A 26,670-nucleotide genomic window follows, 5' to 3' on the forward strand; every position below is an offset into this window, starting at 1 on the left:
GTGACGACATTTCCAAATCATATGTGGGGAGGGGCCAGTTGTTGCGATACCCGGTGTCCCAACCCAGGATCGAAGTGGACATCGTGGAAGACCACGCTGTCCTGCGTGAAGGGCTGGCCCAATGGCTGGAAGCCAATGCCACCGGAATCCGTGTGGTTGGACGGTTTGGCTCATGGGCTGAAGCTGCCGCAAACCTGCGCGCCTTGTCAGACGTCGTGGTGCTTGATGTCCTGCTGGGTGACCAAGTGCCACTTCGGGCCAAGATCCAGGCAATCGTCTCCGCCGGACCCCACGTTGTGGTCTGCAGCTCGGTGGTGGATCCAGCAGTGATGCGTCAGGCGATGGGGGCCGGGGCGCTGGCCTACATACCCAAGACCGCCCCTGCCGGAGTAGTGGAGACCGCGATCCGACACGCTGCCCAAGGGCTCTCATATATTACGGATGAAGTCGACGCTGCCCTGGAGGACCAGCAGTCCGGACCGCAGTTATCCGCCAGGGAACACCAGGTAGTCTCCGTCTATCTGGGCGGCGGTGCGGGAACCCTCGCGGAGACTGCGCACATTCTGGGAATTTCCGTTGACGGCGTGAAGAAACACCTCGCCTCGGTGCGGCGAAAATTTCAGGACGGCCAGGAACCTTTGACGCGGCTTGCCCTGAGGGACCGTTTGGTGACACGTGGCTGGCTGCTCGAAGACCCCGGCCAGTAGCCGCAATTTCCGGGGCTGTGGACACCGCGCCTTTGAGTGTCGGGGGCACCGCCTAGACTGGTAGGCACCATGGATATGTTGTTTGACCCCTACGCAGACGGACCCTTCAAAGCTGGCACCAAAGCCGCAGTCAAGGCTGCCCCGGAGCTTTCCCCCTCGGGTGGAGGAGCGGCCGGTGCCCGTCTCCAGGCGGGCAGCGGCGGGTCATCGGGCGCTCCCCAAGGACCGGCATCAGGCGGCTGGGGCGGCCACGGCGGATCCGGGTTGCCATCTGCTGACGCCCTGCTCCAGGGACTGAACCCCCAGCAGGAAGAGGCAGTAAAGCACGCGGGCAGCCCCTTGCTGATCGTGGCGGGTGCAGGGTCCGGAAAGACCCGCGTCCTCAGTAACAGGATCGCCTACCTCATCGCCACCAAGCGGGCCCACCACGGGGAAATCCTGGCCATTACCTTCACCAACAAGGCAGCGGCGGAAATGCGCGAACGCATCGAAGCCCTGGTGGGCGGCCGGGCCAAAAGCATGTGGATTTCCACCTTCCACTCATCCTGTGTCCGGATCCTGCGGCGGGAGGCCGCGAACGTTGGCCTGAACTCGAATTTCTCGATCTACGACTCCGCGGACTCGCTGCGCCTGATCACCCTGGTGTCCAAGAACCTGGACCTTGATCCCAAGAAGTTCGCGCCCAAGGCCATCCAGCACAAAATCTCCGCCCTCAAGAACGAACTGGTCGACGCCGACTCATACTCGTCATCCGCGAATTACAACGACCCCTTTGAAACAGCAGTCGCCGAGGTTTTCAAGGGCTACACACAGCGACTCCGCCAGGCCAACGCCATGGACTTCGATGACCTCATCGCGGAGACCGTTTACATGTTCCGGGCCTTCCCGGCGCTTGCGGAATCCTACCGGCGCCGGTTCCGGCACGTCCTGGTGGACGAATACCAGGACACCAACCACGCCCAGTACGCCCTTGTCAGGGAGATCGTGGGTCTGGGAACGGACACGGATGTCCAACCCAGCGAATTGACAGTGGTGGGTGACTCGGATCAGTCCATCTATGCCTTCCGCGGCGCAGACATCCGGAACATTGTGGAGTTCGAGGCCGATTACCCGAACGCCCGGACCATCAAACTGGAGCAGAATTACCGCTCCACGCAAAACATCCTCACGGCGGCAAACTCCGTGATTTCCCGCAACCCCAACCGTCAGGAAAAGCGGCTGTGGACCGCAGAGGGCGATGGCGAGAAGATTGTTGGCTACGTGGGGGAGAACGAACACGACGAAGCCCAGTTCATTGCCAAGGAAATAGACCGCTTGCAGGACGAGGACGGCTTGCGTCCGGGCGACGTCGCCATCTTCTACCGGACCAACGCACAGTCACGCTCCATAGAAGATGTGCTGGTCCGGGTGGGCCTGCCGTACAAGGTTGTTGGCGGCACGCGCTTCTATGAGCGCAAGGAAATCAAGGATGCCCTGGCCTACCTGCGCGTTCTGGTGAACCCGGACGACGACGTCAATCTCCGCCGTGTCCTGAACGAACCCAAGCGTGGGATCGGCGACCGCGCCGAGGGCGCTGTTGCCGCTTTGGCCGAGCGGGAACGGACCTCCTTCATGGCAGCGGCCCGTCGTGCTGACCAGGCTCCCGGCATGGCCACCCGCTCCGTCAACGCGGTGCTCGGGTTCGTGAAATTGTTGGACGACCTCGCTGAGGTGGCATCCGGCTCAGGCGCAGCCGCCGCGTTGGAAGCTGTCCTGGAGCAGACCGGATACCTGGCCGGCCTGCGTGCCAGCAACGATCCTCAGGACGAATCCCGGGTGGAGAACCTCGCCGAACTGGTGGCTGTGGTCCGCGAGTACGAGCGCGACAACCCGGAGGGCACGCTCGGAGAGTTCCTTGAGCAGGTTTCCCTGGTTGCAGATGCCGACCAGATCCCGGATGCCCCGGGAGCCGATATTGATGCCGCTGTGGCCGAGGCCAAGCGCATGGGTGTGGTCACGCTGATGACGTTGCACACCGCCAAGGGCCTGGAATTCCCTGTGGTGTTCCTGACCGGTATGGAACACGGAATCTTCCCGCACCAGCGCTCAGCCACGGATCCCAAAGAGCTCGCAGAGGAACGCAGGCTGGCCTACGTCGGCCTCACCCGTGCCCGCAAACGGCTTTATGTCACCCGCTCGGAAGTCCGCAGCATGTGGGGCCAGAGCCAGTACAACCCCGCCAGCCAGTTCCTGGAGGAGATCCCCTCCGAACTGGTGGACTGGAAGCGCGAAGGCATGAGCCGCCAGGCAGGCGGCTGGGGGAGCGCCCCCATCGGGTCCAACCGTTACGGTGGCTCGTTCTGGGGAGCAGGCACCTCCCGCGGCGTTGCCGCCAGTCCCACCGCAGGCTTCGATGCCGACGTTCCGGCCGCCGTCGCACGCAACAGGGTGCAGCCACAAAAGGAAGTCATTTCCGTGGTGGTGGGGGACAAAGTCAATCACACGAGCTTCGGCAACGGCGTGGTGCTGGGCGTCGAAGGCGCGGGGGACAAGACGGTGGCCAAGGTGAAGTTCGACGTCGGTGAGAAGCGCCTGCTGTTGAGGTACGCGCCGTTGACCAAGCTTGATGCCTGAGCACGCCTCGCCCCGGGTGCAGGCCGCCAGCTATTGTCATGGGCTCACCACACCCCTAGACTGACCGAGCGTTGCGCTGGGGCCGATGCTGTCTGTGTCCCCAACCGCGCGGCGCCGAATCGTTGCATTCCTGTGGGGGAAGGACGCGTATGCGCGCGAGTGTTGGGAAACGTGGACCAATTGGCAAGGCCGCGAGAATGATGCTGGCTGTGGCCTTGGCCGGTGCCTTGGCTCTCCAGTTCGCCCCACCTGGATCGGCTGATGCGGAGCCGTCAGTGCCTCCGGGTGAGCCGGCAGCAACGGCCAGCCCGACTCCGAGTGCAAGCCCGACTCCGAGTGCAAGCCCGACTCCGAGTGCGGACCCGTCCACGAGCGCCAACGCTTCCCCGGACGCGGACTCGACTCCGAGTGCAAGCCCGTCCCCGAGTGCGGACCCGGCGCCGAGCGCCGACGAGACTCCGGCCGCGGAACCGGCGCCGAGTGCAAGCCCTGCGGCAACGCAGCCTCCCGCCGCGCAACTACCCGTCACTGATCCGCTGGCCACCGTGGAAGCCGTTGATCCACTGGCCGTGCGGTCCTATGTGGACAGGGGTTACCTCACCAAGGCGTACGACGCGCCGTTGGTGATTTCCGGAGGAACTGCACCGTACACCGCCACTGTCAGTGACGTCCCGCCAGGTCTGACATTCGACCCCGCGAGCCTCAGGTTCACCGGCATGCCCACGCAAGAGGGCTACTTCCGCATGCAGGTGACGGTGCTGGACTCCTCGGAACCCGCGCAATCAGCGGCCCAGGAGGTCGCCGTGGACTTCTACGACTACGCACCTCCACAATTCAGAACCGTGACAGGCACGGAGAAGTTCACTGACGGCGTCGTTGGAGCCTGGTACAGCGAGAGCATCTTGGTCTGGACAGTGGGTGGCCAGCCATACAGCACGGCTGTGGTTTCAGGTGCTCTTCCGCCGGGGATGTCGTGGGGGCAGAACGCCGCTTCCGGCACTCCGACTGCCGCGGGAACGTACAAATTCACTGTGCGGTTCTCAGATTCCTATGAATCCACCGATGCGGAGTTTACGTTGACTGTTCGGGCTTCGAGGCCACAGACAACGGGCTTCGCCGTGCCGGCCGCAGTGCTGGGTGAGCCGTATTCTGCGAAGATCGCCTCTGTCACCGGAGGCGTGGCACCCTATCGCTTCTGGTGGGCGACGCCGCGCCATATGGCCGGCAGCCTGTGGTGGCATGATCCGGGACCGGACGGGCTCACCATCGACGCCAATGGTGTGTTGCAAGGTACCCCCACCCGTGCCGGAAGTTTCCAGATCTGGGTGTACTTCAGTGACTCGGGCTTGTACAACCAAGGAATCTTCACCACCGTGGTGACCGTTCTCCCAACCCGGCCACCCGTGGTCGAACAGCCGCCGGCCGTGGTGGATCCGCCTCCTGCTGTCGACGTGGCGGCACCTCCAGCGGCGGCACCTCCAGCGGCGGTGACTCCGGCCGGGACGTTGGCGTCGACGTCGGGCGTTGAACTCGCGGCCACCGGGCTGCAGTCCGGAAGCCTTCCCACCATCATGTGGTCCGTGGCGGGCCTCTTCACGCTCGGAGCGGCGTTGACCGCAGCGGGCCGCCGACGGTTTGGGGGCGGGCGGAGCAGCGCCTGACGGGCATAATGGGTGGCATGCGACGGACTATGTTGGGGATTCTTGCCGCCTTGCTTCTGATGGTGGCTACTGGGTGCTCCTTCGCCACCAAGGATCCGGACTACGTTCCACCGGCGCCGTTGCCGCCCTTGGAACAGCTTCAACAGGTTCCGGTCACGGAGCAGACCACCCTGTCTGCGGGCGAGGATGTCACCGCGTTCGTCACTGAAGACCGGAACATCGTGTGTGCCATGACGTCCTCCAAGGGTGGCCACCTCAACCTGCCTTATGAGGCCAACTCATACTCGGATGCGGCCAACAACAAATTCGCCGTTGTTCCGGTGGTGCACTGCGAACTGGCCAAATACGCCACACCGGACCCGGCTGACATCGCCGATGACTGCGCAGGCACCGGGCTGGGTTATCTCGGCGGTACCGTGCTCCTGTCCCCGGACAAGGCGGTGTACGGCGCATGTCGTTCCGGCGTAACACAAATGGAGTCCGAGTTCGGGCCCAAGGGCAGCAAAAACGGGCCCATCGCCAAGTTGCGTCAGTTGGCCGACGGGCAGAACATCGAACGGAACGGACTCCGGTGCTCGGCGTACAACGGCGGGGTCGCCTGCGGAAACGTCTCGGGTGGCGTGGCGTTCTTCGTGACGCGGGATGGGTACCAGTTGATTTCCGACGGCGGCAAAACGGTCCGCGGGACACTGAAGTAACCCTCCTGGCGGGCCTTCAGCAGACGTCGAACAGCCCAAAAACCGCGTCAGTATGCGGTTTTTCTACATCCGATAGAAGTGTAAGGTTACTCACTTAACGGGTAGTGTGTAGCTGGCGGGACTCCTCAAAGGGCTAAAGTTCCGAGAGGACCTTACGCAATGTGACCGGCTTCAATCCCGGTTATTCACCGCGTACTTTCCGCAGCTGGCTATCGCGGTCATCGCGGTTCCCGGCTGAACAGAAAACTACTTCGACGTAGAAGGACACTAAACCGTGGACCTGTTTGAATATCAGGCGCGCGATATGTTCGAGGCGCACGGTGTACCCGTGCTCGCCGGCATCGTGGCGCACACTCCTGAAGAAGCAAAGGCAGCTGCCGAGAAGATCGGCGGCGTAACTGTCGTCAAGGCACAGGTTAAGGTTGGTGGCCGCGGCAAGGCTGGCGGCGTCAAGGTTGCCAAGTCTGCCGAAGAGGCACTTGAGCACTCCACCAACATCCTGGGCATGGACATCAAGGGCCACACCGTCAACAAGGTGATGATCGCCCAGGGTGCTGACATCGCCGAGGAATTCTACTTCTCGGTCCTCCTGGACCGCGCAAACCGCAACTACCTGGCCATGTGCTCGGTAGAGGGCGGCATGGAAATCGAACAGCTTGCTGTGGAGCGTCCCGAGGCCCTGGCCAAGATCGCCATCGACCCCGCTGTGGGCATCGACCAGGCCAAGGCTGACGAGATCGTCGCAGCTGCAGGTTTTGCTGAAGAACTGCGCGGCAAAGTGGCCGACGTCATTCTGAAGCTCTGGGATGTCTTCAAGAAGGAAGACGCAACCCTGGTTGAGGTCAACCCGCTGGTCCGTACCGGCGCAGGCGACATCGTTGCCCTGGACGGCAAGGTTTCCCTGGACGAGAACGCTGACTTCCGCCACGTGCACCACTCCACGCTGGAGGACAAGGACGCAGCTGACCCGCTGGAGGCCAAGGCCAAGGCCCAGGACCTCAACTACGTCAAGCTGGACGGCGAAGTAGGCATCATCGGCAACGGCGCCGGTCTTGTGATGTCCACCCTCGACGTCGTTGCTTACGCCGGCGAAAACCACGGCAACGTCAAGCCCGCCAACTTCCTGGACATCGGCGGTGGAGCTTCCGCTGAGGTCATGGCCAACGGCCTCGACGTCATCCTGGGCGACTCCCAGGTCAAGAGCGTGTTCGTGAACGTCTTCGGTGGCATCACCGCGTGTGACGCCGTGGCCAAGGGCATCGTCGGTGCACTGGCTGAGCTCGGTTCCTCCGCGAACAAGCCGCTGGTAGTTCGCCTCGACGGCAACAACGTTGAGGAAGGCCGCCGCATCCTGACCGAGGCCAACCACCCGCTGGTTACCCTGGCCGCCACCATGGACGAGGGCGCCGACAAGGCCGCCGAGCTCGCCAACGCAGCTAAGTAAAGGGACGCGACAATGTCTATCTACCTCAACAAGGACTCCAAAGTCATCGTTCAGGGCATCACCGGCGGCGAGGGCACCAAGCACACCGCACTGATGCTCAAGGCCGGCACCAACATTGTTGGTGGCGTCAACGCCCGCAAGGCCGGCACCACGGTCCTGCACGGGGACAAGGAAATCAACGTCTTTGGCACCGTCAAGGAAGCCATTGCCGAAACCGGCGCCGACGTCTCCATCGTCTTCGTTCCGCCGGCATTCACCAAGGACGCCGTTGTTGAAGCCATCGAAGCCGGCATCGGCCTCGTAGTGGTCATCACCGAAGGCGTTCCGGTTCAGGACTCCGCCGAATTCTGGGCACTCGCCCAGTCCAAGGTGGACGCTGACGGCAAGCAGATCACCCGCATCATCGGACCGAACTGCCCCGGCATCATCACCCCCGGCGAAGCCCTGGTTGGCATCACCCCGGCGAACATCACGGGCAAGGGCCCCATCGGCCTGGTGTCCAAGTCCGGTACCTTGACCTACCAGATGATGTACGAACTCCGCGACCTCGGTTTCTCCACCGCGATCGGCATCGGTGGCGACCCCATCATCGGCACCACCCACATCGACGCCCTGGCTGCGTTCGAGGCCGACCCCGAGACCAAGGCAATTGTCATGATCGGTGAAATTGGTGGCGACGCTGAAGAGCGCGCAGCCGACTTCATCAAGGCCAACGTCACCAAGCCGGTTGTTGGCTACGTTGCCGGCTTCACCGCTCCCGAAGGCAAGACCATGGGCCACGCCGGCGCCATCGTCTCCGGCTCCGCGGGCACGGCACAGGCCAAGAAGGAAGCTCTCGAAGCTGCAGGCGTGAAGGTCGGCAAGACGCCGTCCGAAACCGCCAAGCTGCTGCGCGAAGTTTTCGCGACGCTCTAGCTTTTACAGCTAAACCACGACGCCGCCCCGTCACCTTCCCCACGGAAGGTGACGGGCCGTCGTCGTTCTTTAAGCAGCTGACGCGGGCCGAAGAGTCTGGGGGAAAACTCCGACCCGCGCCAGGTTCATGGGGCTGGCTAGGCGATGACTTTCATGGCCTGCCAGCCGGTGCCGAGGCTGATCGGCGGAACGTTGCTGAGCGCTCCGCCTCCCGATCCGGGATACAGCCACAAGGTGTCTCCGATGCGGCCCACGACGTCGTTCTTGCCGTCGCCGTCAAGGTCCCGTGGCCCGGCCATCGCAGTCCGGGTTCCCCAGCCGGTCCCAATCTGCGTCCACTGCAGCCAGCCCCCGGAACCATTGCCCGGATATAGCCATAATGCGCCTGTGTCCGCGCGCCGCGCCAGTACATCTCCCTTGCCGTCACCATTGAAATCTCCGGTGCTGAAGATGGCGTTCATCACGTCCCAACCCCAGCCAACGGTGTAGGGAGTACGTTGTCCTCCGGTCCCGTTTCCTTCGTAGAGCCGGAGCTCGCCGTTACTGCGCCGGCCGATGAAATCGGGGATGCCGTCGCCGCTGAAGTCGCCGGGGGAGAAGAGTTGCGTCATGGTGCTCCAGCCTGTGCTGACCTGCTTCCGGGCCCCGAAGCTCCCTGCGCCGTCACCGGGGTAGAACCACAGGACGTCGCCGGCCCTGGCCAGGAGGTCAGGCTTGCCATCCTTGTTGAAATCGCCGGGAGTGATGGTATCCGTGATGGTGGACCATGCCGGAGCGGCCAGGGCCAGCTGCCGTGGCAAGAGCCCACCTGAGCCGTTGCCCGGGTACAGGTACAAGTTCCCGGCGGTGTCAGCGGCCAGGACGTCAGCGCGTCCGTCACCGTTGAAGTCATGGGCCGACGGCGGTCCGGCTGCGGGCACGGTGTAGCTTTGGGTGCCCACAGGGGAGGTGTTGCCCGCAGTATCCACGCCGATGTACTTGAGCACCAGGGTGGAGCTTCCCATAACGATGGGGGATGCGGCGTCGTACTTGATATTGGTGGCTGACTCGGTGGCCGTCGGCGTGCTGCCATTGGTGGTGTAGTAGATGGCGCCTGGCTCGTTGGCCGTCAGTGCGATGGTGGCACCGCTGGCCAGGGCCCGGCCGGTGGGGTTGGCCGTGACGGTGGGAGCCGTGGTGTCCGGCGGAACCGTGTACGTCTGCGTGACGACGTCGGAGGCGTTTCCGGCGGTGTCACGGGCGAAGTACTTCAACGTCATCGGGGCGGGGCCATTGAAGGGGATAGGCGCGCTGTACGCCAGGCCTGCTGTGAGCGGGTCAGTGCCGTCGGTGGTGTAACGGATCCCGGCAGGCTCATTGGCAGCCAAAGTGATGGTGGTGCCCGGCGCGTACTCGCCTCCCGGTGGAGTGGCTGTCACCACAGGTTTGGTGACATCCGGGCCGGTGGAGTACGTCTGGGTGACCACGGCCGAGCTGTTGCCGGCGCTGTCTACGGCGAAGTACTTCAGGGTCAGCGGGCCACTCAGCGTCAGCGGCGTGTTGTATGTGCTGCTGGCCGTGGTGGGGGTGCTGCCGTTGGTTGTGTAGTAGATAGTGGCGGTCTCGTTGGACTTGAGGGTGACCGTCTGTCCCACGGCGTAGGTTCCTCCCGGAGGCGTGGGGGTGACCACGGGTGCCACGTTGTCCGTACCGAGGTAGGTCTCAAACTCCGCCAGACCGGCGTTGGTGGTCCCGGCGCTCACCGACGTGATGGTGAACCGGACGGAGCTGACCGTCTTGGCGGGGAAGTTGATGGTGAGGCCGGACCCGTTGTTCGGGAGGGCTGGAACAGGGACAGTGCTTCCATCGGAGAACTGAAGGGTCCCGCCGGTGACCTGATCGGTGAGGAGTGGCCGGTCAGAGAGAGTCACGGAGTTGATGGTCTTTGTAGGGGAGTAGCTGTATTGGATCCAGCTTCCGGCCTTCTCACCCGCGGTGACCCATTCCCGGGCCGCATCCATGGGGGCGCCCCAGAAGTAGCCGTCACGGGCCTTCTCCGGGCTTTGCGCCGCGGCCTTCTGCGACGACGCGGTCACCGTGGTTCCAGCGGACTTGGCGCCGTTGCCCGTCCACTCGATGGCCGTGATGTATTGCCGTTTGAGCCATTCATCGTAGGGGGAATCCGGGCATCCTTCGCCCGGGCTGCTACAGATGTACATGTCAAAATCAGCGAACCGCACGAACGTGTCCACTTTCGTGGTCAGCTCGGCACCTGTGACGTTCTGCGGATACTCATCAATGACGTAGGCGTCGTATGCCAGCGAAGTGTGGGGGCCCGTGTAGCTGCGGGTTGCCAGTTGCGCAAATTTGGCGGTGGCCCAGTGATCGCTGTGGTCGTACGGGTTGTTGAAGTTTCCGGTCCAGTCCTGGGTGCGGAAAGTGGTGGGCTGGAAGTTGGCCACCAGGCGGTTCAACGCCGTTTGAAACTGGGATTTGGTGAACGTGGCAGCATTGTCCACCGGCCTGATGGAAGAGAGCCGCCCATCCCAAAGTTTCAGGATGCTCTGGTCGTTGTAGGCCGCGCTGCCGTCACCGTCGGGGAAGCCATCCGGGAGCCGCATGAACACCACGGAGATATTGGGCGCCCCGTTCAGCGTCTGCATGGTCAGGGGCCTGTTGGGCACCCCGGCGTCCGAGGTTGTCCATGAGTCCGCTACGCCCGCCATTTTCGAATAGCTGGCCCTAATACCGGCTTCAAGACCCCTCCAATACGACGCTCCCTCGCCTGCCTCGCCGGCTGTGGTGAACACGGTTTGGACGCACCGCTTGGCTTGGATGTCCCTCATGAAATCCGGGCTCAGGAAGAGCAGGTCGTCATCCGTGTGGGCAACTATCTGCAATGCTCCGCCCGTACCAGCACACGGCGGAACAGCAGCGGCCGCTGGAGACGCAGTGCCCAGGACTAAGCCACCCACAACCAAAGCAGGCCCCAAGAGCAGGCTGATCAGGCGTTGCGTGAAGGAACGGGGGGTGAAAGAACGGGGCCGGCTATCCGGACGAAAGGGACGACTGACGTATTTTGGACGGTCCACAACCATGCTCCTTTGAGCAGATGTTGGGCCCCCCAGCCGGCAAACTTACGACGCCCCCAGGACGTCATTTCGAATGAAATTAGGCTCTTGCCGAGCTTTCGATGGAACGGAAAGCGATGCAGTGAGCGCTACTGTACTCCTTCGGGCCGGGCCTGGGTAGGGTTCCGGCACACGTCTACGAAGTTCCTGAAGGGCATCAACCGATCAGCGTCGGGAAGCTGGGACGCCTCAGGGTGCCATTGCACAGAAACGACCCACCGTGAGGGGTCTTCCAAGGCCTCCACTGTTCCGTCGTCGGCAACGGCTGTCACCAGGAGGCCCTCGCCCACACGGTCCACCGCCTGATGGTGTCCCGAGGCGATCTTCACGGTGGTGGCCCCTGCGGAACCGTACAGTGCCGCGGCCTTGGAACCAGCACTGACCAATACGTCGTGCCACGCCCATTCGCTGGCGGCAGGATCTTGCGGGTCCAAGCCATTGTGGTTCACTGTGGACGGCGCCATGTCCTGGAAGAGCGTTCCGCCGTACAGCACATTCAACAACTGATGGCCACGGCAGACACCCAACAGCGGCAGCCCGGCGTCGATGGTCGCCCGGGCCACATCCATGTCCAGATGGTCCTGCTCGGGGTTCACGTCGTAAAGGGACTCGTCGGGATCCTGTCCATAAAGGCGGGGATTGATATCGCCCCCACCCGGCAGCAACACGCCGTCCAGCCTTTCCATCTCTTTGGCCAGCCGACCGGCACTGTCCGCCGAAACCGGGGTCAGCAGTACCGGATCCGCACCCGCCTCGCGCAGCAGGTCCACGATGAACGTGAAGAGCTGGTTGGCCTCGCCCACGCGGGCATCCGGGGTGTCCGAACTGCTCAGACGGACGGGAACGCCAACACGTGGCCGAACATCTTTGGGGCTCTTCATGCTTCATGATGCACCTGAATGCACCGCCGTGCGCAAACGGGTGGTCATAGTCCCGCACTACGCTGAAACCATGAACCGCACCGCAGCCTTGAACCCGAGTCCGCGAACACTGGACGTCAACAGCGTGGTCCACTTCGACCGGCTGGTCAGCGCCGGAGCGGGGTCCATGAACGGCTGGCACGCACAGTCGCTGGACCTGCGGGGCCACGCACGAACCCTCAAGGCCCTGGATCCCCAAGGCGCGATCTTCCTGGGGTGTACGTTCGACGACGGCGTGGAAGAAAGTTTGCGACGCCGCGGGGCACTCATCTTCCCCAAGCTCCAAGGAGTTCCGTTCGATCCCTACCGGGGCCGGCTCTACACCGCCGCAGAGCTTTACGAAGACATCTCCTCAACAGACTACGAATCCACGCTGGACGCACAGGTCTACCAGTGGAGCATTCTCCCCGGGCAGCGGGCCAGCCTGGACGCCACCCTCGCCGCAGCCCTTCACGACCATGCGATCGGCGCTGCCCTGGACGATGTGCTTGACCATGGCGCGCTCGCAAAGGCCAAGCTGGTAGGGGTGATGGGAGGACACGCCGCCCAGCGCGGGACCACGGAATTCGCGGAGGCAGCGCGGCTTGGCCGGTTGCTCGCCCAAGCCGGATTTGCCGTCGCCACCGGCGGCGGACCCGGGGCCATGGAAGCCGCCAACATGGGCGCCTACTTGAGTGGACTGCCCGACGCCGACTCCACGGCCGCCGTCGAGCAGCTCGCCGCAGTGCCCGGGTTCAGGCCCTCAGTGTCGGCGTGGGCCCGCCAGGCAGCGGCCGTCGTTGAACGTTATCCGGAAGGCACCCCCACCCTGGGGATCCCCACGTGGTTTTACGGGCACGAACCGCCCAACCTGTTCGCGACGCACATCGCCAAATACTTCGCCAACGCTGTTCGCGAAGCCATCCTGCTGGAGCTCTGCAATGGCGGAATAGTCTTCCTCCCGGGAGCCGCCGGAACCGTGCAGGAGATCTTCCAGGACGCCTGCGAGAACTATTACGGAGCCCCGCAAACCATCACCCCCATGGTGCTGGTGGGCCGCGAGCACTGGGAAAGAACGTTTCCCGCCTGGCCCATGCTGCAAAGCCTCGCCGCAGGAAAACCCATGGAGGACAAGATCTTCCTTGTGGATACGGTGGAAGAAGCGCTCGCCGTGGTGTCAGGCAGGGGCCCTGGCTAGAAGTCCTTGCTGCACGGGCCAGTGCCTAGCCGGGCCAAGCCGGTCCGGTCGCCGGCAGCGTAGTCCCGGACCCAGGACGCCTGGTCATACATGAGCTGCCGGGGATCATCCACGTGGTCCAGTCCCAGCAGGTGTCCCAGCTCGTGCATGATCACCGCCACGCCGATCTCCTGGCCGTTGGGTGTGTCCACAATTCCGGCGAACTGGGGTGCATCCAAAGACACGGTGCCCGTCACGTACGCCTTGTAGCCGTTGCTCAGGCCAATCGAGGAACTCCCGCCCAAGCCCACGGTTTGGCCCGTCAGTCGCGGCACTTGCTCAGGAGTGCTCCACGCAATGAGCACAGGAGCCCACCGGTCCCCGTACCGGGAGGGCTGGTATCCGGCCCTGTTGGTAGAGGGGACCTCGGAGCTTGGACCGTCAAAGATGAATTTCAATCCGGTGGCCACACTGGCACGCCGGACCGCTTCGTCCACCAGGGGCTGCCAGGAAGCGGATGCCAGATCGGAATTCACCACGTAGTGGATCGGCCTGCATGGTGAGTAGGCCAGCGGAGATCCATCATCCTTGACCGCCAGGAATTTGTACGAGCTGCTGGGCCGATTCACCGGGGCCGGTGTGCCAAGGGGAGCATCAGCTTCTTCCCGACCAGGGAGCGGATCCTGGCGCTGGCCGAACGGCACCAGGCCAGGCCGCGGCTGCTGGCTTTGGGTAGCGCTGGATCCGTAGAGGAATTGCTGCAGGTCCCCGCTGAAGTACGCTCCCGCAATGACCAGGCCCAGGACGCTGAACAGGAAGAGTATGGCCGCGATGCTGCTGTGCTTGATGGGTGGCCGCGGCGTTGGGGGATCCGGTGGCTGCGAACTGACCGGAAGAAAATTTGGCCGAGGGGGATCCGGATCCGGCCCCTGGGGCGGCCCGTAAGGTTCCATGGAACCCCCTGACGTGGAGGCTGCGACGGGAGCTGGGGCGCCGCCGTCGGCAGTGTGTGGTCAGCATAAGTCCGGCGCCGCCGTGAGTCCATGCCGGAACTGTCCCGGCCCCCGGGCTGTGCTCAGATGTCCTTGCGGCAGGGTGCTGAGGAGAGAAGGTGCAGGCCCGTCAGATCGCCCGCGGCGAGGCCGTCCGGGGCGCCGATTTCCGGGTACATGAGCTGGACCGGATCCTCCACGTGGTCCAGACCCATCACGTGCCCCAGTTCATGCTGCATGACGGCCAGGACGTAGTCGGCACCTTCCGGGTCAGCCAGGAGCTCGGATACCTGCGGAGTGTCCAGTTCCAAGCTGCCGGTGATGTAGCTCTTGGGGCCCTTGTTGAGCGAATACATGGTGCTGCCACCTGTGCCGATCACCTTGTCCGCCAGGGCCGGTGCTGCCTCAGGCGTGGTCCACGAGATCAGCAGGGGAGCCCACCGTTCTCCGTACTTCGATGGCTGGTACGGTTCGCGCCGCTCCACCGGAAGCTCGTCCGTGGTGCCATCGTTCACGAACTGGATGCCTGATGCTGCGGAGACGTTGGCAATGGCCGTGGCAAGGAGTTCATCGGAGCCCACGGGTGCCGACGCGTTGTTCACCACGTAGTGCAGCGGCCGGCAGGGCGAGTAGCCCACCGGCGTGCCGTCGTCGTTGGTGGCCAGGAACTTGTACGAATCATTGGTGACCGCCGGCGCCGGAGGTGAGGCCAGCGGTGCGTCCGCCTCCTCATGTCCCGGGGGTGGCGCGTCCAGCGCGCGCGCAGGTTTTGCCTGGCTTTGCCCGTTCTGCGGTTCACCGGGAAGGTTGATTCCGGGGAACAGGGACGTGATGCGGGGGTCTCCGTGCAGGAACCCGCTGACCACCACTGCTACTACCGCCGCGACGCAGGCCATGAGGATGCCTCGGGCAACCCGCCACGCCGTTGCCGTGCTTCGGTGCCTTGGCACACGCGATGTTTCCCGCTCCGGGTCCACGGTTCTCCATTCCTCACGCCCAGTCACGCGGGGCAGCGCGGAGGACGACCCAACATTACGGGCTGTGGGCAGAGCCGTCCAAACTCAGACGATCGCAGCCCCGAACAACAAGCCCAACCCGTAGGTGGCCGCTGCAGCTCCGAGGCCAATGGCAAGCTGCCGCAGCCCGCGGCTCAGCGGCGAGGTTCCGGACAACAAGCCGACGACGGCGCCGGTCGCCAGCAGCGCGATGCCCACCAGCACCCCGGCCACCAGCAAGGCAGCCACTCCCGTCATGCCGAAAATGAACGGCAGGATGGGCACGATGGCACCCGACGCGAAGAAGCAGAAGCTGGACAGCGCGGCGCCCCATGCCGAGCCAACGGATTCGTGGTCGTCCGTGGCCGGCTTTTCCGGCTGCAAGGAGAGGCTGGGGTCGCAGTCGCAGCTGAACACTCCCATGCGTTCGGCCGCGCGGTGTTCAGCGGCCTTGCGCGTCATGCCGCGGGCCAGGTACACCAGGACCAGTTCGTTGTGTTCGATGTCCAACGACGGTGCTGCCGTAAGAGTTGCTTGCGTGGGCAGGGTGGCGTTGAGCAGTTCCCTTTGCGAGCGTACTGAAACGTACTCGCCTGCGCCCATGGACAAGGCGCCGGCCAACAAACCTGCCACGCCACTCATGAGCACCACAGGGCTGGGCACACCGGTTGCTGCCATGCCCATCACCAGTGACAAGTTGCTCACCAGGCCATCGTTGGCCCCAAAGACAGCAGCCCGGAAGGTACCGGAAAGCCTGTTGCGGCCCCGCGTCGCCAAGCCCCGGACTACTTCTTCGTGGATCTGCTCGTCAGCCACCATGGCCGGCGTCGCAGCGGGCTCGGTGCCGTACGGGGAGCGGCCTTCCGCACGTTGTGCCAACGCAAGCACAAAGACGGAGCCGAAGTTGCGGGCCAGGAAGCCCAGGAACTGGCTCCGGGCAGAGGCGGCCTTAGGCATGCCGGCGTGCTCGCCAAGGAGTTTGAGCCAGTGTGCCTCGTGCCGGCCCTCAGCCTCGGCCAGGGCGAGCAGGATTTGCCGTTCTTCGCCGTCCCGCCGTTGGGCGAGTTCGCGGTACACCGCGGCTTCGGCGCGTTCGTCGGCCAGATACTGCCGCCAACGCCTGATATCCGAGGACGTGGGGGCAGCCGGCAGCACGTCGGTGGTGTCAGGCGCGGCGTTTCCGGGGACGAATTCTTCGGGGGTGGTTTTTTCGGGGGTGGAGTCCGGAGCAGGGCTCGACGAACTGTGGGATTCCTGGTGCTTTTGCACTTTCTCTCCTGTGCTGGGTGGGGTAGTTGCGGCCCCATTGCACGCACCACACTACCGCTTATTTCCGCGGTTTTTTGGCCGGTATTCCTTAGCTGGAATGTTCGGTGCACCGTAAATTCGGCCACCCTTGACCCTCGACTGGGCCGGTGCTCAGATGGAAGGACAGGGGCGGGAGCTCCCCGCATTCCGGTTACCGGGCTTTGACCGGCCCACGAGACGGAGGTTGCATCATGGACACCACCGAATCACACGCCAGCCACCCGAGGGCAACCATCGAGTCGGACCCAGCCTATGACTACGCCGAGGACCAGGAGGTTGATGAAGCCTGGGTGGAGGACGTGGATGCTCCTGAGGACGACGAACGCGTAGTCCCTCTCGATGACACCGAGGAATTCCGCGGGGAAGAGGAAAGCTAGGCGGGTTCTACGTGGCAGAGGGCAAAGTGCCGCGCTACGCCCTCGCGTTTCCCGGCCGCGGCGACTGTCACCGTCAGCGTCGCTGAAGCCTCGCACCATTGCGTTGGCCGGACAGCCTGGGCCAGCGCCTGCGCGATCAGCCGCGGCTCAGGATACCTGAAGTGCTTGGTGCCGTTCCCGGCCGGAAAGGTCACGGCGCCCAGGAAGAGGTCGACGGCGGGAATCACCCTCACCGTTCGGGCGGCGGGGAGGGCCGGGGTGCTGGGTGCGTGGGTGGTATCGCCTTGGTACGGCAAGGGACTGCTCCTCGGGGAGAGTGCTCTTGCCCGCTCGGTTGTCTCTGGTCCGGGGCGGGCCGCTTCCTCATCCGAACCACCCGTGAACATGGGGTTGGTGTGTGGCCAGTCGGAGCTTGGCACCACATCTCTTGAAGCTGTGACAACCCTACCTCAGGCGCTCCTGGTGTGAGGCCCGATTTACGCCCCTTCCCTTGGCTGAGGCGCGCAGTGTGGGCCTCGCATGTGGGGGTGTTTGTTGTGGGGTCTGGTGTGCGTGTTTGGGTGGGGTTTTGGTGCGCAGTGTGGGCCTCGCAAACGGGGGGTGTGTGTTGTGGGGCCCGTTTTACGCCCCTTGCCTTGGCTGAGGGGCGCAGTGTGGGCCCCGCAAAGGTGGGGGGTGTGTTGTGGGGCCCGTTTTACGCCCTTTCCCTTGGTTGAGGCGCGCTGTGTGGGCCTCGCAAACGGGGGGTGTGTGTTGTGGGGCCCGTTTTACGCCCTTTCCCTTGGTTGAGGCGCGCTGTGTGGGCCCCGCAAGGGGGTGTTGTGGGGTCTGGTGTGCGTGTTTGGGTGGCGTTTTGGGGCGCCGAGTGGGCCCCGCATGTGGGGGGTGTTTGTTGTGGGGCCCGTTTTACGCCCCTTGCCTTGGCTGAGGGGCGCAGTGTGGGCCTCGCAAACGGGGGGTGTGTGTTGTGGGGCCTGGTGTGCGTGTTTGTTGTGGGGCCTGGTTTGCGCCCCTTCCCTTGGCTGAGGCGCGCAGTGTGGGCCCCGCATGTGGGGGGTGTTTGTTGTGTGGCCTGGTTTGCGCCCTTTTCCTTGGCTGAGGGGCGCAGTGTGGGCCCCGCAAACGGGGGGTGTTTGTTGTGGGGCCTGGTGTGCGTGTTTGGGTGGGGTTTTGGGGCGCAGTGTGGGCCCCGCAAACGTGCACTTCCCGGGGGACACAACAACGGCGGCGCTGCCCCGAAAAGGGGAGCGCCGCCGTCGAACGTTCTGTTGGTAGCTGGTTACTTGTGGCTGCTGACCGGGTGGACTTCAGGCGGCAATTCGTCTGAAACAGCACCGGCAACCCGCTTGTCCCAAGCCTCACGAACGGCAGGGTCCGTAGGCGGAGTGAGCAGCGAAATCACCACGTACGCGATGAACGAGGCTGCCAGGCCGAAGTAGATCGGCTCGTTGGCGTAGACGCCGTCCGCGCTGGGGATGGCTCCCACGGCGAAGAGAATCAGCAGGGTGAGCGTCAGGACTGAACCCACCGCCATGGACCACGCGGCGGCAATGCCCGTGCCGCGCTTCCACACGAGGCCACCCAGAATGGCAACCAGGAGGCCACCCACCAGGATGTCGTAGGCAATGGTGAGGGCAACCACCACGTCCTGCGCCGCCATGGAGATCAGTACGGCAACGATGCCCAGGCCCAGGACCCAGTAACGGTTGGCTTTGACGTCGTGCTCCGGGTTTTCGGTGTCATCAGTGTTGATGGTCTTGCCGAACCAGCTGGCCACGAACGGCACGACGTCGGCGCGTGCCACCGTTGCGGCTGCGATCAGGGCACCCGAAGCGGTGGACATCATGGCTGCGACAGCCGCGGCCATGACCAAGCCGCCAATGCCTACGGGCAGGATGTGCGTTGCTACCTCTGCGTAGACCACGTCCTTGCCGAGGTTGGCGACGTCGATGTCAGGCAGGGCAACGCGGGCAGCGAGGCCGATCAAGGCGCCGGCGATGCCGTAAAGGATGCAGTAGACGCCGGCAGTGGCGCCGCCCCAACGGGCAACCGTGGGGGTCTTGGCGGTGAAGACGCGCTGCCAGATGTCCTGGCCGATCAGGAGACCCAGTGTGTAGACCACGAAGTAGGTGATGATCGTCTGGACGCCGATGCCGTCGATCTGGAAGAAGCTCGCGTCGAGGCGTTCACGGATGCCGTCCATGCCGCCCGCTGCGTTCATGACGAAGGGGAGCATCAGGAAGAAGATGCCAACAGTCTTGATGATGAACTGGACCTGGTCGGCCAGGGTGATGGACCACATGCCGCCGATGGTGGAGTAGACCAGCACGATTGCGCCGCCAACGGCGATGGCCAGCCAACGCTCCCAGTCAAACAGCACAACGAAGATGGTGGCGTAGGCGCCGGTGGACGTGGCGCACAGCATCAGCGTGTAGGCCAGCATCACTATTCCGGAGGTCTGGGTGGCCTTGCTGCCGTAGCGAAGGCTCAGCATTTGGGAGACCGTGTAGATCTTCAGACGCTGGATGGTGCCGGCGAACAGGAGGCTGAGCAGCAGCACGCCCGAGCCGATGGCCACTACCAGCCACATGCCGGAGATGCCGAACTTGTAGCCGAGGCCGACGCCGCCAACGGTGGATGCGCCACCGAGGACCACTGCGGCCATGGTGCCGGTGTAAAGGAAGGGTCCCAGGCGGCGGCCGGCCACCAGGAAGTCGCTGTTGTTCTTGGTGCGGGACTTGCCCCACCAACCGAATGCCAGCATGGCGAGCAGGTACACCACCACGATTGCGATGTTAATAGCCGAAGATTCCATGAACGGTCCTTGTAGCTGATGCACGGAGGTTGGGGTTTTCGACGATACTCCTGCGAAGCGTCGAAGTCTCTGTGCTGATGATTTGAGATTGGGGATGTGTTGTGTGCCTCACAGACAACACTTGTTGCCTATGAGGATATGTTGTGATGGGAGTAACAGTCAAGATCCTTTGGTCATGCTTCCGCGTATTCTGGCGTTCTTGGCCTGTCTCCCGGCTACTATTGCTCCAATGACAGGGCCACATGACAGGCCTGAAAGGTTCGTGAATGAAGGCTCTACCCGTTGAACCGAGCAATGTTCCCGTTGCCATCGGTTCCAGAATCCGCGCAGCCCGGCAGGCGCAGCGCCTCACCATCGAGCAAGTAGCGGATGCTACCGGACTGACCAAGGGCTTCCTCAGCCGCGTGGAGCGGGACCTGACATCGCCGTCGGTCGCGTCACTGGTCACGCTGTGCCAGGTTCTGTCCGTGTCCGTGGGTGATTTGTTTGCGGCTCCGGAGACCCATCTGACCAAACGCGACGACGGCCCCCGCATTTCCCTGGGTGGCCAAGGCATAGTGGAGCGCCTGCTCACGGCGCGCTCAGAGCGTCGTTTGCAGATACTGCAGGCCACCATAGAACCGCGTGGCCGTGGCGAGAACGAGTTGTACGCGGTGGACTGCGACGTCGATGTCCTGCATGTGGTTAAGGGGCGGATCAAGCTCATCCTGACCAATGAGGAATACGACCTCGAAGAAGGGGACACCCTCTCCTTCCCGGGCCGTGAACCCCACACCTGGATCAACCCCACGGATGAAACCGTCGAGGTTCTGTGGGTACTGGTTCCTGCAGCCAGCCGCTAGTACCGGGGCGCGCTCCCTCCCAGTTACTTCCGGTTCAGGAGCCGGGGGAGTGGGCTGAACCCTTGAACCCCGGGGCTCAGAGGTGCAAAGTTGCCCACAAACTGGGAGGGAGCGTCGCGACGCAACGCGAGAACCGCCTGAATCTCCGCAATCACCCGCTCCGGCTCGAACCAAATCACCTCCGGCGGGTACCTCAGCACGGAATAGCCGTTGACGGTAGAGGCGTTGTTTCGTGCCAAGTCGTTCCGCAGAGCCTTTCTGTTGGAGTGAAACGCGAAGCCATCCACTTCAACGATGAGGAATTCTTCGAGAAGAAAGTCCACGCGACCGATTCCAGGTATGGAAACCTGCGCCTCGAAAGCGATTCCATGTGTGCGGAGTAAGTGCTGCGCGTCTACCTCAACGATCGACTCTGCACGGAGATCGAGCTCATGCAGTGCCGTCAGTACCGGTCTGGATCTGTCCCCGCGGAGCTGCTCCTTGAGCAATGCCAGCGGCACGCCGTGCAGGCGAATGGCCGACGTGGCCATGGCTGTGGATGCCGGGGGTTCCAGGCATGTCATCGCGTGAAGCACTACGTCCTCCAGCGCCGCCACGGGCAGGGTGGGGTGTGCCTCGAACCGGGCCGTCCTGTGCCGGATAAACCCGCTGCCGTGCCCATGATCGCAGGCCCGATGATGTTGGCTTGGAGCGGTTCTTAGCCAAAGCCCGAAGTGTTTTGCAGCGCTTGCGCAGGACACAAGCGCGTTGTACCGGATGGCAGCGGCGAACTCCGGCTTGTGATCATTGAGCATGTACACGCCCCGTCGCGGGCGGTTAGCTCCCCGGGATAACAACGAAGCGACGTCTGACCGGGAGAAGCCTGCGCTGAGGAGTTGTCCGGTCCGGGCCACTCCGCCCACCTCTTGAAGGTATAGATAGATGTCCATGAGGCCAGTTCACCCACGCTGGGCAGCTGCAGGAACGGTCCGTTTCCCTTATGTGGGTAAGTGGCAAATGCGGTCCTCCCCAGTTGCTGACCTTTCCGTGAGCAGCCTGGGCTCGCTGGCCCTGGAAATCCGTGGGCTAACGATGCGCGATGGTCACAAGGTAGGTCACCAACTGGGGAGGAGCGCGGCGAACGGATTCGGGCGGTTAGCCCACGTGGACCCATGGGCGCCGGGTGATGTCCGGCTCGGCCTCCCTCAGCACTTCACGGGTTACCGGCGCGATTTCGCCTTCGCCGAAGAACAGGAACTTGCTGAGGTTGGAGATCGGGTTGCCCTCTGTCCAGCGGAAGTAGATGTGCGGCATGAAACCTGTGACGTCGCGGATATGGAGGAGCACAGCCGCCACAGTGTTCGGCACGTTGTTGCTGTGCACTTCCAGGATCTTGAACCCGTGCCGGAGCTTGCCCACAACCTGGAGTTCCTGCTCAAAGTCCGAGCTGTCGTCCACGATCACTTCGATGAACACGGCGTCGCAGTCCACTGGCAGGTGGTTGGCCTGCTGGGCGTGCTGGAGCTTGTCGCGGTACCGGCTGGCGCTGAGATGCTTGGGCTCGTGGGCGATGATGCGGACCGGGCCGTCGGCGGCATTGGCGGTGAACTCCAAGGCTTTCTCGTCCATTTTGATGTGCGTGGCCCGGAGCTCAAACGCGCGCCGCATGCGGGAGATGAAGCTGACAACCATGATGCCCAGGATGAAGAGGGCGGCAATCTTCAGGCCGTCCGGGCGCTCTATCGAGTTGACCACCGTGGTGTAGATGAACACCAAGGAGATCAGCCCGAAGCCGATCACCTGGGCGCGTTGTTTCCGGCGCCGTGCGGACAGGGTTACCGCGATCGAGGCGGAGGTAATAAGCACCAGAACGCCGGTGGCGTAGGCGCCGCCCTGGGCGTTGACGTCGGCCTGGAAAATGATGGTCACGATGAAGGCGATGACGGTGAATACCAGGACCAGTGGACGCAGGGCCCGTGCCCATGCCGGGGCCATGCCGTACCGGGGGAGGTACCTCGGTACCAGGTTCAGCAAGCCTGCCATGGCGGAAGCGCCGGCAAACCAGAGGATGGCGATGGTGCTGATGTCATAAACGGTTCCGAAGCCGTCGCCCAGGAATTTGTGGGCCAGAAAGGCAAGCGCGCGTCCCTCGGCCTTTCCGCCTGATTCGAACTCGGCCGCGGGGATCAGCATGACGGTGGTGAAGCTGGAGGTAATGAGGAATGAGCTCATGATGATGGCTGCGGTGGTAAGGAGCTTGTGAGCGCCCTTGATTCGGCCAGTTGGCTTGGCGTCGGTGTCTGTTGCGTGCCCCTTGATCTGCGGCATGACGGCCACCCCGGTTTCAAATCCGGACAGGCCCAGCGCCAAGCGGGGGAAGACCAGCAGTGCCAAGGCGATCATCATGATCGGATCCCCGTGGGAGGTGGTCAGCGCCGTCCACCAATCAGTGATGACGCGGGATTCCGTGAAGAGATGGCTGATGGAGACGGCAATGACCACGAGGTTCAGTGCGAGGAACGCGCCCACCAGAACGACGGCTACGTTGATGGCTTCCTTGAATCCGCGCAGGAAGACGATGCCCAGGCCTGCGATGAGCGCAATGGTAATGACCACTTGCTGGCCTTCGAGGAAGTGCGGGGCGAAGGGGTTCTCGATGAGGTGGGCCGTGGCGTCTGCGGCCGAAAGGGTAATGGTGATCATGAAGTCCGTGGCGGCGAATCCGAGGAGGGCCAGAACGAACAGTTTGCCTCCCCACCGAGGAAGCAGGCGTTCCAGCATGGCGATGGAGCCTTCGCCGCGGGGGCTTTCCTTGGCAACACGCCGATACACAGGCAGCGCGCCTGCCAGGGTTGCAACCACCAGGAGCAGGGTAGCCAAGGGGGAGAGGAGTCCTGCGGCAAGTGCGGCGATGGCCGGCTGGTAGCCGAGGGTGGAGAAGTAGTCCAAGCCTGTGAGGCACATGACCTTCCACCAAGCCTGCGGCTTGTGGGAGTCGGCAGGCTTCCCGTGCGGTCCCTGGCGCTTGCCTGAGGTGTCCGGCATTCCTTCGAGCAGCCACGATTTGAGGTTGAAGGAGTGCTTGGGCCGGTCGGCCGGGTCGGCCGGAGGCCTCGTCAGGGTGGTCACGGTGTCCTTTCGCGCAGCACGGTACTGCTTCCGCAAGGAGCGTATGGCCGCGTTCGACGCCGGGACCCCGGTTTTTATGGAATCTTTACGCGCGCTGTGACCGGGATCTCACGCCGCGCGCATCAAATCTTATTTGTAAACAGGTGATGCATATTAGGCAACTTCGAGTGTATGATGGGTGTCACAGCCAGTGATCCAATCCCCCAACGATGACAAGGAGTGGCATATTTTGGAAGAGCTCCGTATTGAAGCCAACGGGAACCTCGGACCCATCGATTCATCCCGCATCCCGCGCTACGCCGGTGCCGCCACCTACGCCCGACTGCCCCGTCTGGACCAGGTCTCCAAGGCCGACGTCACGGTAGTTGGCGTTCCCTTCGACTCTGGCGTTTCCTACCGTCCCGGCGCGCGCTTCGGCGCCAATCACGTGCGTGAGGCCAGCCGCCTGCTGCGCCCGTACAACCCGGCATGGGACGTCAGCCCGTTTGAGAACATCCAGGTTTCCGACGCTGGCGACATGGCCGTGAACCCGTTCAACATCAACGAGGCAATCGAGACCATCCAGCAGAACGCCCTGGACCTCACCGCCAACGGCAGCAAGCTGGTTACCCTCGGTGGCGACCACACCATTGCGCTGCCCCTCCTCCGCGCAGCGGCAGAGCGTGCCGGCGAACCCATCGCCATGCTCCACTTCGACGCACACCTGGACACCTGGGACACCTACTTTGGTGCCGAGTACACCCACGGCACCCCGTTCCGTCGGGCAGTGGAAGAAGGCATCCTGGACACGGAAGCCATCAGCCATGTGGGTACCCGCGGCCCGCTGTACGGCAAGAAGGACCTCGACGACGACCACCGCTTTGGCTTCGGAATCGTCACCTCCGCTGACGTCTACTACCAAGGCGTTCTGGAGACGGTGGCGAAGATCCGTGACCGCATCGGCAACCGTCCGCTGTACATCTCCGTGGACATCGACGTCCTGGATCCGGCGCACGCACCCGGCACCGGCACCCCCGAGGCCGGCGGTATCAGCAGCCGCGAACTCCTGGAAATCATCCGTGGCTTCCGCGGCATGAACCTCGTTGGCGCGGACATCGTGGAAGTTGCTCCGGCCTACGACCACGCAGAGATTACTGGCGTCGCAGGCAGCCACGTAGCCTACGAACTCGTGACCCTCATGGCGGACAACGCCGTCGAAGGCGACCGACTCGGCGCCCCGAACGGCTACGCGCAGCAGGCCCTCGGTGCCCGCATCGCGGAGCTCGCACAGGCTCCCGGAACATCCGGTGACCAGCGATGATCGATTTCGATCCCGGCACAGCAGCTCCCACGAAGGGGACAAACCAGCGCAACGGTGGGGACCTCGTCGTCGAGACCCTCGAGGCGCTAGGTGCGAAGACTGTTTTCGGCATCCCGGGCCAGCACGCTCTCGGGCTGTTCGACGCCATGGGCCGCGGCAATCTGCATTTCGTGTCTTCCCGGGTGGAGAACAACTCGGCTTTCGCGGCGGACGGCTACTCCCGCGCCACCGGTGAGGTGGGTGTGTTGTTCCTGTCTACCGGTCCGGGGGCGCTGACGTCCCTCGCCGGTTTGCAGGAGGCTTACGCCACCGGTGTTCCCATGGTGGTTGTCGCCAGCCAGATCCCGCTTGACGGCCTGGGTGCGCGTCGCAAGGGCATGCTGCACCAGCTCGATGACCAGAAGGCTTCGGCCGCGAACGTCACCAAGAGCCAGCGACTGATCCAGCACGCCTCGGGCATCCCGTCCGCCATCCAGGATGCCTGGACCGAAGCGATTTCCTCCCCGCAGGGTCCTGTGTGGATCGAAATCCCGCAGAACGTCCTGCTGGACCCGATCATGGTTCCTCCTGTGGAGGACGCCCTCGCCGAAGCAGCGGACAACCCGCCGCGCGTCGAGCTGATCCGCGAAGCCGTGAAGTGGCTTTCGACGGCGGAACGTCCGGCGATCATCGCTGGCGGCGGTACGCGTCGTGGCCGGGCTGAGAAGTCGTTGCTCTCGATCGCCGAGCAACTGCGCGCGCCGGTGATATGTACTCCCGGTGGCAACGGTGCGTTCCCGTGGACGCACGAGCTGTCCCTGCAGTCCTGGATCGAAGACCGGTACATGACCGATGTCCTCGAAGACGCCGATGTCCTGATCGTCATTGGTTCGTCGCTGGGTGAAGTGACCTCCAATTACTTCACCTTCGAACCCCGCGGCCGCATCATCCAGATCGACGCAGAACCCCGCGTCCTCGAATCCAACAGGCCTGGCCTGGGCATCCGTGCCGACGCCGGCCAGGCACTCGCAGCCCTCGACGAAGCCCTCGCAGCAGCAGGGGCAGCGGACACGACACAGCGATCCTGGCATGGCACCAGTCCGGAAGACGTGGTCAAGGAATCCCTGGCCAAGGTCAAGGCCCGGTTGGAATCACAGGACCTGGCCAAGGAACTGAAGTTCATGGCCGACATCCGCGAGGCTGTCCCGGCCGACATGCAGACGTTCTGGGACATGACCATCTCTGCTTACTGGGGCTGGAGCTGCTGGGACGCCCGTCAGGGTCAGTTCCACTCTGCCCAGGGCGCCGGTGGCCTCGGCTACGGTTTCCCTGCAGCAATCGGCGGAGCCGTGGGCCTGGAAACCACGGGCAAACCGAGCCGGGTACTTGCTGTGTCCGGTGACGGTTCCTCCATGTACTCCATCTCCGAACTCGCCACCGCCAAGCAGCACAACGTTCCGGTCACTTGGCTGATCGTGGACGACGGCGGCTACGGCATCCTGCGCGAATACATGGTGGGCGCGTTCGGCCAGGCCACAGCCACAGAGCTCGCCCGCCCGGATTTTGTGAAGCTGGCCGAGTCCTTCGGCGTCCCGGCCCGCCGGGTTGCCCCGGAGGAAGTGGGGGACGCTCTCAAAGCGTCCTTCGAAGCGGACGGACCCAACGTCGTCGTGGTTGAAACGCTTTTGAAAATGTTCGGCCCCACCCACTTGGACGACTAAGTACGCAAA

General features: G+C 63.6%; 20 protein-coding genes and 1 riboswitch. Of the genes, 11 read left to right on the forward strand and 9 right to left on the reverse strand.

Annotated features, from left to right (window positions below):
• The first annotated feature begins 53 nt into the window (after positions 1 to 53).
• From BLW08_RS00565 to sucD, 6 genes are all read left to right on the forward strand, one after another.
• Positions 54 to 707 carry a response regulator transcription factor gene (locus tag BLW08_RS00565; protein ID WP_175538526.1) on the forward strand — a complete coding sequence of 218 codons (654 nt, stop codon included), beginning with the start codon at positions 54 to 56 and terminating at the stop codon, positions 705 to 707.
• 69 nt (positions 708 to 776) lie between these two features.
• Positions 777 to 3,320 carry a DNA helicase PcrA gene (pcrA, locus tag BLW08_RS00570; protein ID WP_090820367.1) on the forward strand — a complete coding sequence of 848 codons (2,544 nt, stop codon included), beginning with the start codon at positions 777 to 779 and terminating at the stop codon, positions 3,318 to 3,320.
• A 197-nt stretch (positions 3,321 to 3,517) separates the two neighbouring features.
• Positions 3,518 to 4,981, forward strand: a complete 1,464-nt coding sequence (locus BLW08_RS00575; protein WP_175538527.1) for a putative Ig domain-containing protein — start codon at positions 3,518 to 3,520, stop codon at positions 4,979 to 4,981.
• Positions 4,982 to 4,989: 8 nt separating this feature from the next.
• Entirely contained in the window at positions 4,990 to 5,679 is a 690-nt protein-coding gene (locus BLW08_RS00580; protein WP_090820363.1) for a hypothetical protein, read from the forward strand.
• Positions 5,680 to 5,953: 274 nt separating this feature from the next.
• Positions 5,954 to 7,123, forward strand: a complete 1,170-nt coding sequence (gene sucC, locus BLW08_RS00585; RefSeq protein ID WP_090820361.1) for an ADP-forming succinate--CoA ligase subunit beta — start codon at positions 5,954 to 5,956, stop codon at positions 7,121 to 7,123.
• Between the two features lie 12 nt (positions 7,124 to 7,135).
• Entirely contained in the window at positions 7,136 to 8,038 is a 903-nt protein-coding gene (sucD, locus tag BLW08_RS00590) for a succinate--CoA ligase subunit alpha (protein WP_090820359.1), read from the forward strand.
• Between the two features lie 137 nt (positions 8,039 to 8,175).
• Here sucD and BLW08_RS00595 read toward each other — a convergent pair whose 3' ends face one another.
• Both BLW08_RS00595 and BLW08_RS00600 read right to left on the reverse strand, forming a co-directional pair.
• Positions 8,176 to 11,115 carry a chitobiase/beta-hexosaminidase C-terminal domain-containing protein gene (locus BLW08_RS00595; RefSeq protein WP_091322767.1) on the reverse strand — a complete coding sequence of 980 codons (2,940 nt, stop codon included), beginning with the start codon at positions 11,113 to 11,115 and terminating at the stop codon, positions 8,176 to 8,178.
• Between the two features lie 122 nt (positions 11,116 to 11,237).
• Entirely contained in the window at positions 11,238 to 12,029 is a 792-nt protein-coding gene (locus tag BLW08_RS00600) for a gamma-glutamyl-gamma-aminobutyrate hydrolase family protein (RefSeq protein ID WP_091322768.1), read from the reverse strand.
• A 70-nt stretch (positions 12,030 to 12,099) separates the two neighbouring features.
• Between BLW08_RS00600 and BLW08_RS00605 the strand changes: the two genes are divergently transcribed.
• Positions 12,100 to 13,245, forward strand: coding sequence for an LOG family protein (locus tag BLW08_RS00605; protein WP_175538528.1), 1,146 nt, complete (start codon positions 12,100 to 12,102; stop codon positions 13,243 to 13,245).
• Here BLW08_RS00605 and BLW08_RS00610 read toward each other — a convergent pair.
• The 3 genes from BLW08_RS00610 to BLW08_RS00620 all read right to left on the reverse strand — a co-directional run bounded on the left by BLW08_RS00610 (position 13,242) and on the right by BLW08_RS00620 (position 16,480).
• On the reverse strand, positions 13,242 to 14,177 hold the full coding sequence (locus tag BLW08_RS00610; RefSeq protein WP_091322770.1) for a matrixin family metalloprotease: 936 nt from the start codon (positions 14,175 to 14,177) through the stop codon (positions 13,242 to 13,244). The two genes, BLW08_RS00605 and BLW08_RS00610, sit on opposite strands and share 4 nt — an antisense overlap.
• Before the next feature lie 122 nt (positions 14,178 to 14,299).
• Entirely contained in the window at positions 14,300 to 15,193 is an 894-nt protein-coding gene (locus tag BLW08_RS00615; protein WP_175538529.1) for a matrixin family metalloprotease, read from the reverse strand.
• 84 nt (positions 15,194 to 15,277) lie between these two features.
• Complete coding sequence (locus tag BLW08_RS00620) at positions 15,278 to 16,480, reverse strand: VIT1/CCC1 transporter family protein (protein WP_091322773.1); 1,203 nt, start codon at positions 16,478 to 16,480, stop codon at positions 15,278 to 15,280.
• 230 nt (positions 16,481 to 16,710) lie between these two features.
• On the opposite strand from BLW08_RS00620, the gene BLW08_RS00625 reads away from it, so the two are divergent.
• Complete coding sequence (locus tag BLW08_RS00625; RefSeq protein ID WP_090820347.1) at positions 16,711 to 16,896, forward strand: hypothetical protein; 186 nt, start codon at positions 16,711 to 16,713, stop codon at positions 16,894 to 16,896.
• On the opposite strand, the gene BLW08_RS00630 is transcribed toward BLW08_RS00625, so the two are convergent.
• A complete protein-coding gene (locus tag BLW08_RS00630; RefSeq protein ID WP_091322775.1) occupies positions 16,893 to 17,192 on the reverse strand; it encodes a hypothetical protein in 300 nt (99 codons plus the stop codon). The genes BLW08_RS00625 and BLW08_RS00630 overlap by 4 nt on opposite strands.
• 17 nt (positions 17,193 to 17,209) lie before the next feature.
• Positions 17,210 to 17,329, reverse strand: a riboswitch (SAM riboswitch).
• Between the two features lie 846 nt (positions 17,330 to 18,175).
• A complete protein-coding gene (locus tag BLW08_RS00635) occupies positions 18,176 to 19,711 on the reverse strand; it encodes a sodium:solute symporter family protein (RefSeq protein WP_175538530.1) in 1,536 nt (511 codons plus the stop codon).
• 266 nt (positions 19,712 to 19,977) lie between these two features.
• Between BLW08_RS00635 and BLW08_RS00640 the strand changes: the two genes are divergently transcribed.
• Positions 19,978 to 20,553 (forward strand): helix-turn-helix domain-containing protein, encoded by a 576-nt coding sequence (locus BLW08_RS00640; protein WP_024819844.1) that lies wholly within the window; start codon positions 19,978 to 19,980, stop codon positions 20,551 to 20,553.
• Between the two features lie 23 nt (positions 20,554 to 20,576).
• Here the strand turns inward: BLW08_RS00640 and BLW08_RS00645 are convergent, their stop codons facing one another.
• Both BLW08_RS00645 and BLW08_RS00650 read right to left on the reverse strand, forming a co-directional pair.
• The gene (locus BLW08_RS00645; RefSeq protein WP_091322777.1) at positions 20,577 to 21,482 is read right to left on the reverse strand and encodes a DUF559 domain-containing protein; all 906 of its coding nucleotides are present in this window, start codon (positions 21,480 to 21,482) and stop codon (positions 20,577 to 20,579) included.
• Between the two features lie 205 nt (positions 21,483 to 21,687).
• A complete protein-coding gene (locus BLW08_RS00650) occupies positions 21,688 to 23,661 on the reverse strand; it encodes an APC family permease (RefSeq protein ID WP_091322778.1) in 1,974 nt (657 codons plus the stop codon).
• A 229-nt stretch (positions 23,662 to 23,890) separates the two neighbouring features.
• On the opposite strand from BLW08_RS00650, the gene speB reads away from it, so the two are divergent.
• Together speB and BLW08_RS00660 are read left to right on the forward strand one after the other, a co-directional pair.
• Positions 23,891 to 24,961 (forward strand): agmatinase, encoded by a 1,071-nt coding sequence (gene speB / locus BLW08_RS00655; RefSeq protein ID WP_091323277.1) that lies wholly within the window; start codon positions 23,891 to 23,893, stop codon positions 24,959 to 24,961.
• Positions 24,958 to 26,661: a thiamine pyrophosphate-binding protein gene (locus tag BLW08_RS00660; protein ID WP_091322781.1), complete on the forward strand. Its 1,704-nt coding sequence runs from the start codon at positions 24,958 to 24,960 to the stop codon at positions 26,659 to 26,661. The genes speB and BLW08_RS00660 overlap by 4 nt, the downstream gene beginning before the upstream one ends.
• Positions 26,662 to 26,670: the final 9 nt, after the last annotated feature.

Origin of the sequence: Arthrobacter sp. cf158, assembly GCF_900106835.1 — a bacterium.
In the GTDB taxonomy this organism is placed as follows: Bacteria; Actinomycetota; Actinomycetes; order Actinomycetales; family Micrococcaceae; genus Arthrobacter.

Bases quoted from the DNA above. Each gene is read 5' to 3' on its own strand.
- pcrA (WP_090820367.1), top strand. From the start codon at position 777: ATGGATATGTTGTTTGACCCCTACGCAGACGGACCCTTCAAAGCTGGC.
- BLW08_RS00575 (WP_175538527.1), top strand. From the start codon at position 3,518: ATGATGCTGGCTGTGGCCTTGGCCGGTGCCTTGGCTCTCCAGTTCGCC.
- BLW08_RS00580 (WP_090820363.1), top strand. From the start codon at position 4,990: ATGGGTGGCATGCGACGGACTATGTTGGGGATTCTTGCCGCCTTGCTT.
- sucD (WP_090820359.1), top strand. From the start codon at position 7,136: ATGTCTATCTACCTCAACAAGGACTCCAAAGTCATCGTTCAGGGCATC.
- BLW08_RS00595 (WP_091322767.1), bottom strand. From the start codon at position 11,115: ATGGTTGTGGACCGTCCAAAATACGTCAGTCGTCCCTTTCGTCCGGAT.
- BLW08_RS00600 (WP_091322768.1), bottom strand. From the start codon at position 12,029: ATGAAGAGCCCCAAAGATGTTCGGCCACGTGTTGGCGTTCCCGTCCGT.
- BLW08_RS00605 (WP_175538528.1), top strand. From the start codon at position 12,100: ATGAACCGCACCGCAGCCTTGAACCCGAGTCCGCGAACACTGGACGTC.
- BLW08_RS00610 (WP_091322770.1), bottom strand. From the start codon at position 14,177: ATGGAACCTTACGGGCCGCCCCAGGGGCCGGATCCGGATCCCCCTCGG.
- BLW08_RS00625 (WP_090820347.1), top strand. From the start codon at position 16,711: ATGGACACCACCGAATCACACGCCAGCCACCCGAGGGCAACCATCGAG.
- BLW08_RS00635 (WP_175538530.1), bottom strand. From the start codon at position 19,711: ATGGAATCTTCGGCTATTAACATCGCAATCGTGGTGGTGTACCTGCTC.
- BLW08_RS00640 (WP_024819844.1), top strand. From the start codon at position 19,978: ATGAAGGCTCTACCCGTTGAACCGAGCAATGTTCCCGTTGCCATCGGT.
- BLW08_RS00645 (WP_091322777.1), bottom strand. From the start codon at position 21,482: ATGGACATCTATCTATACCTTCAAGAGGTGGGCGGAGTGGCCCGGACC.
- BLW08_RS00660 (WP_091322781.1), top strand. From the start codon at position 24,958: ATGATCGATTTCGATCCCGGCACAGCAGCTCCCACGAAGGGGACAAAC.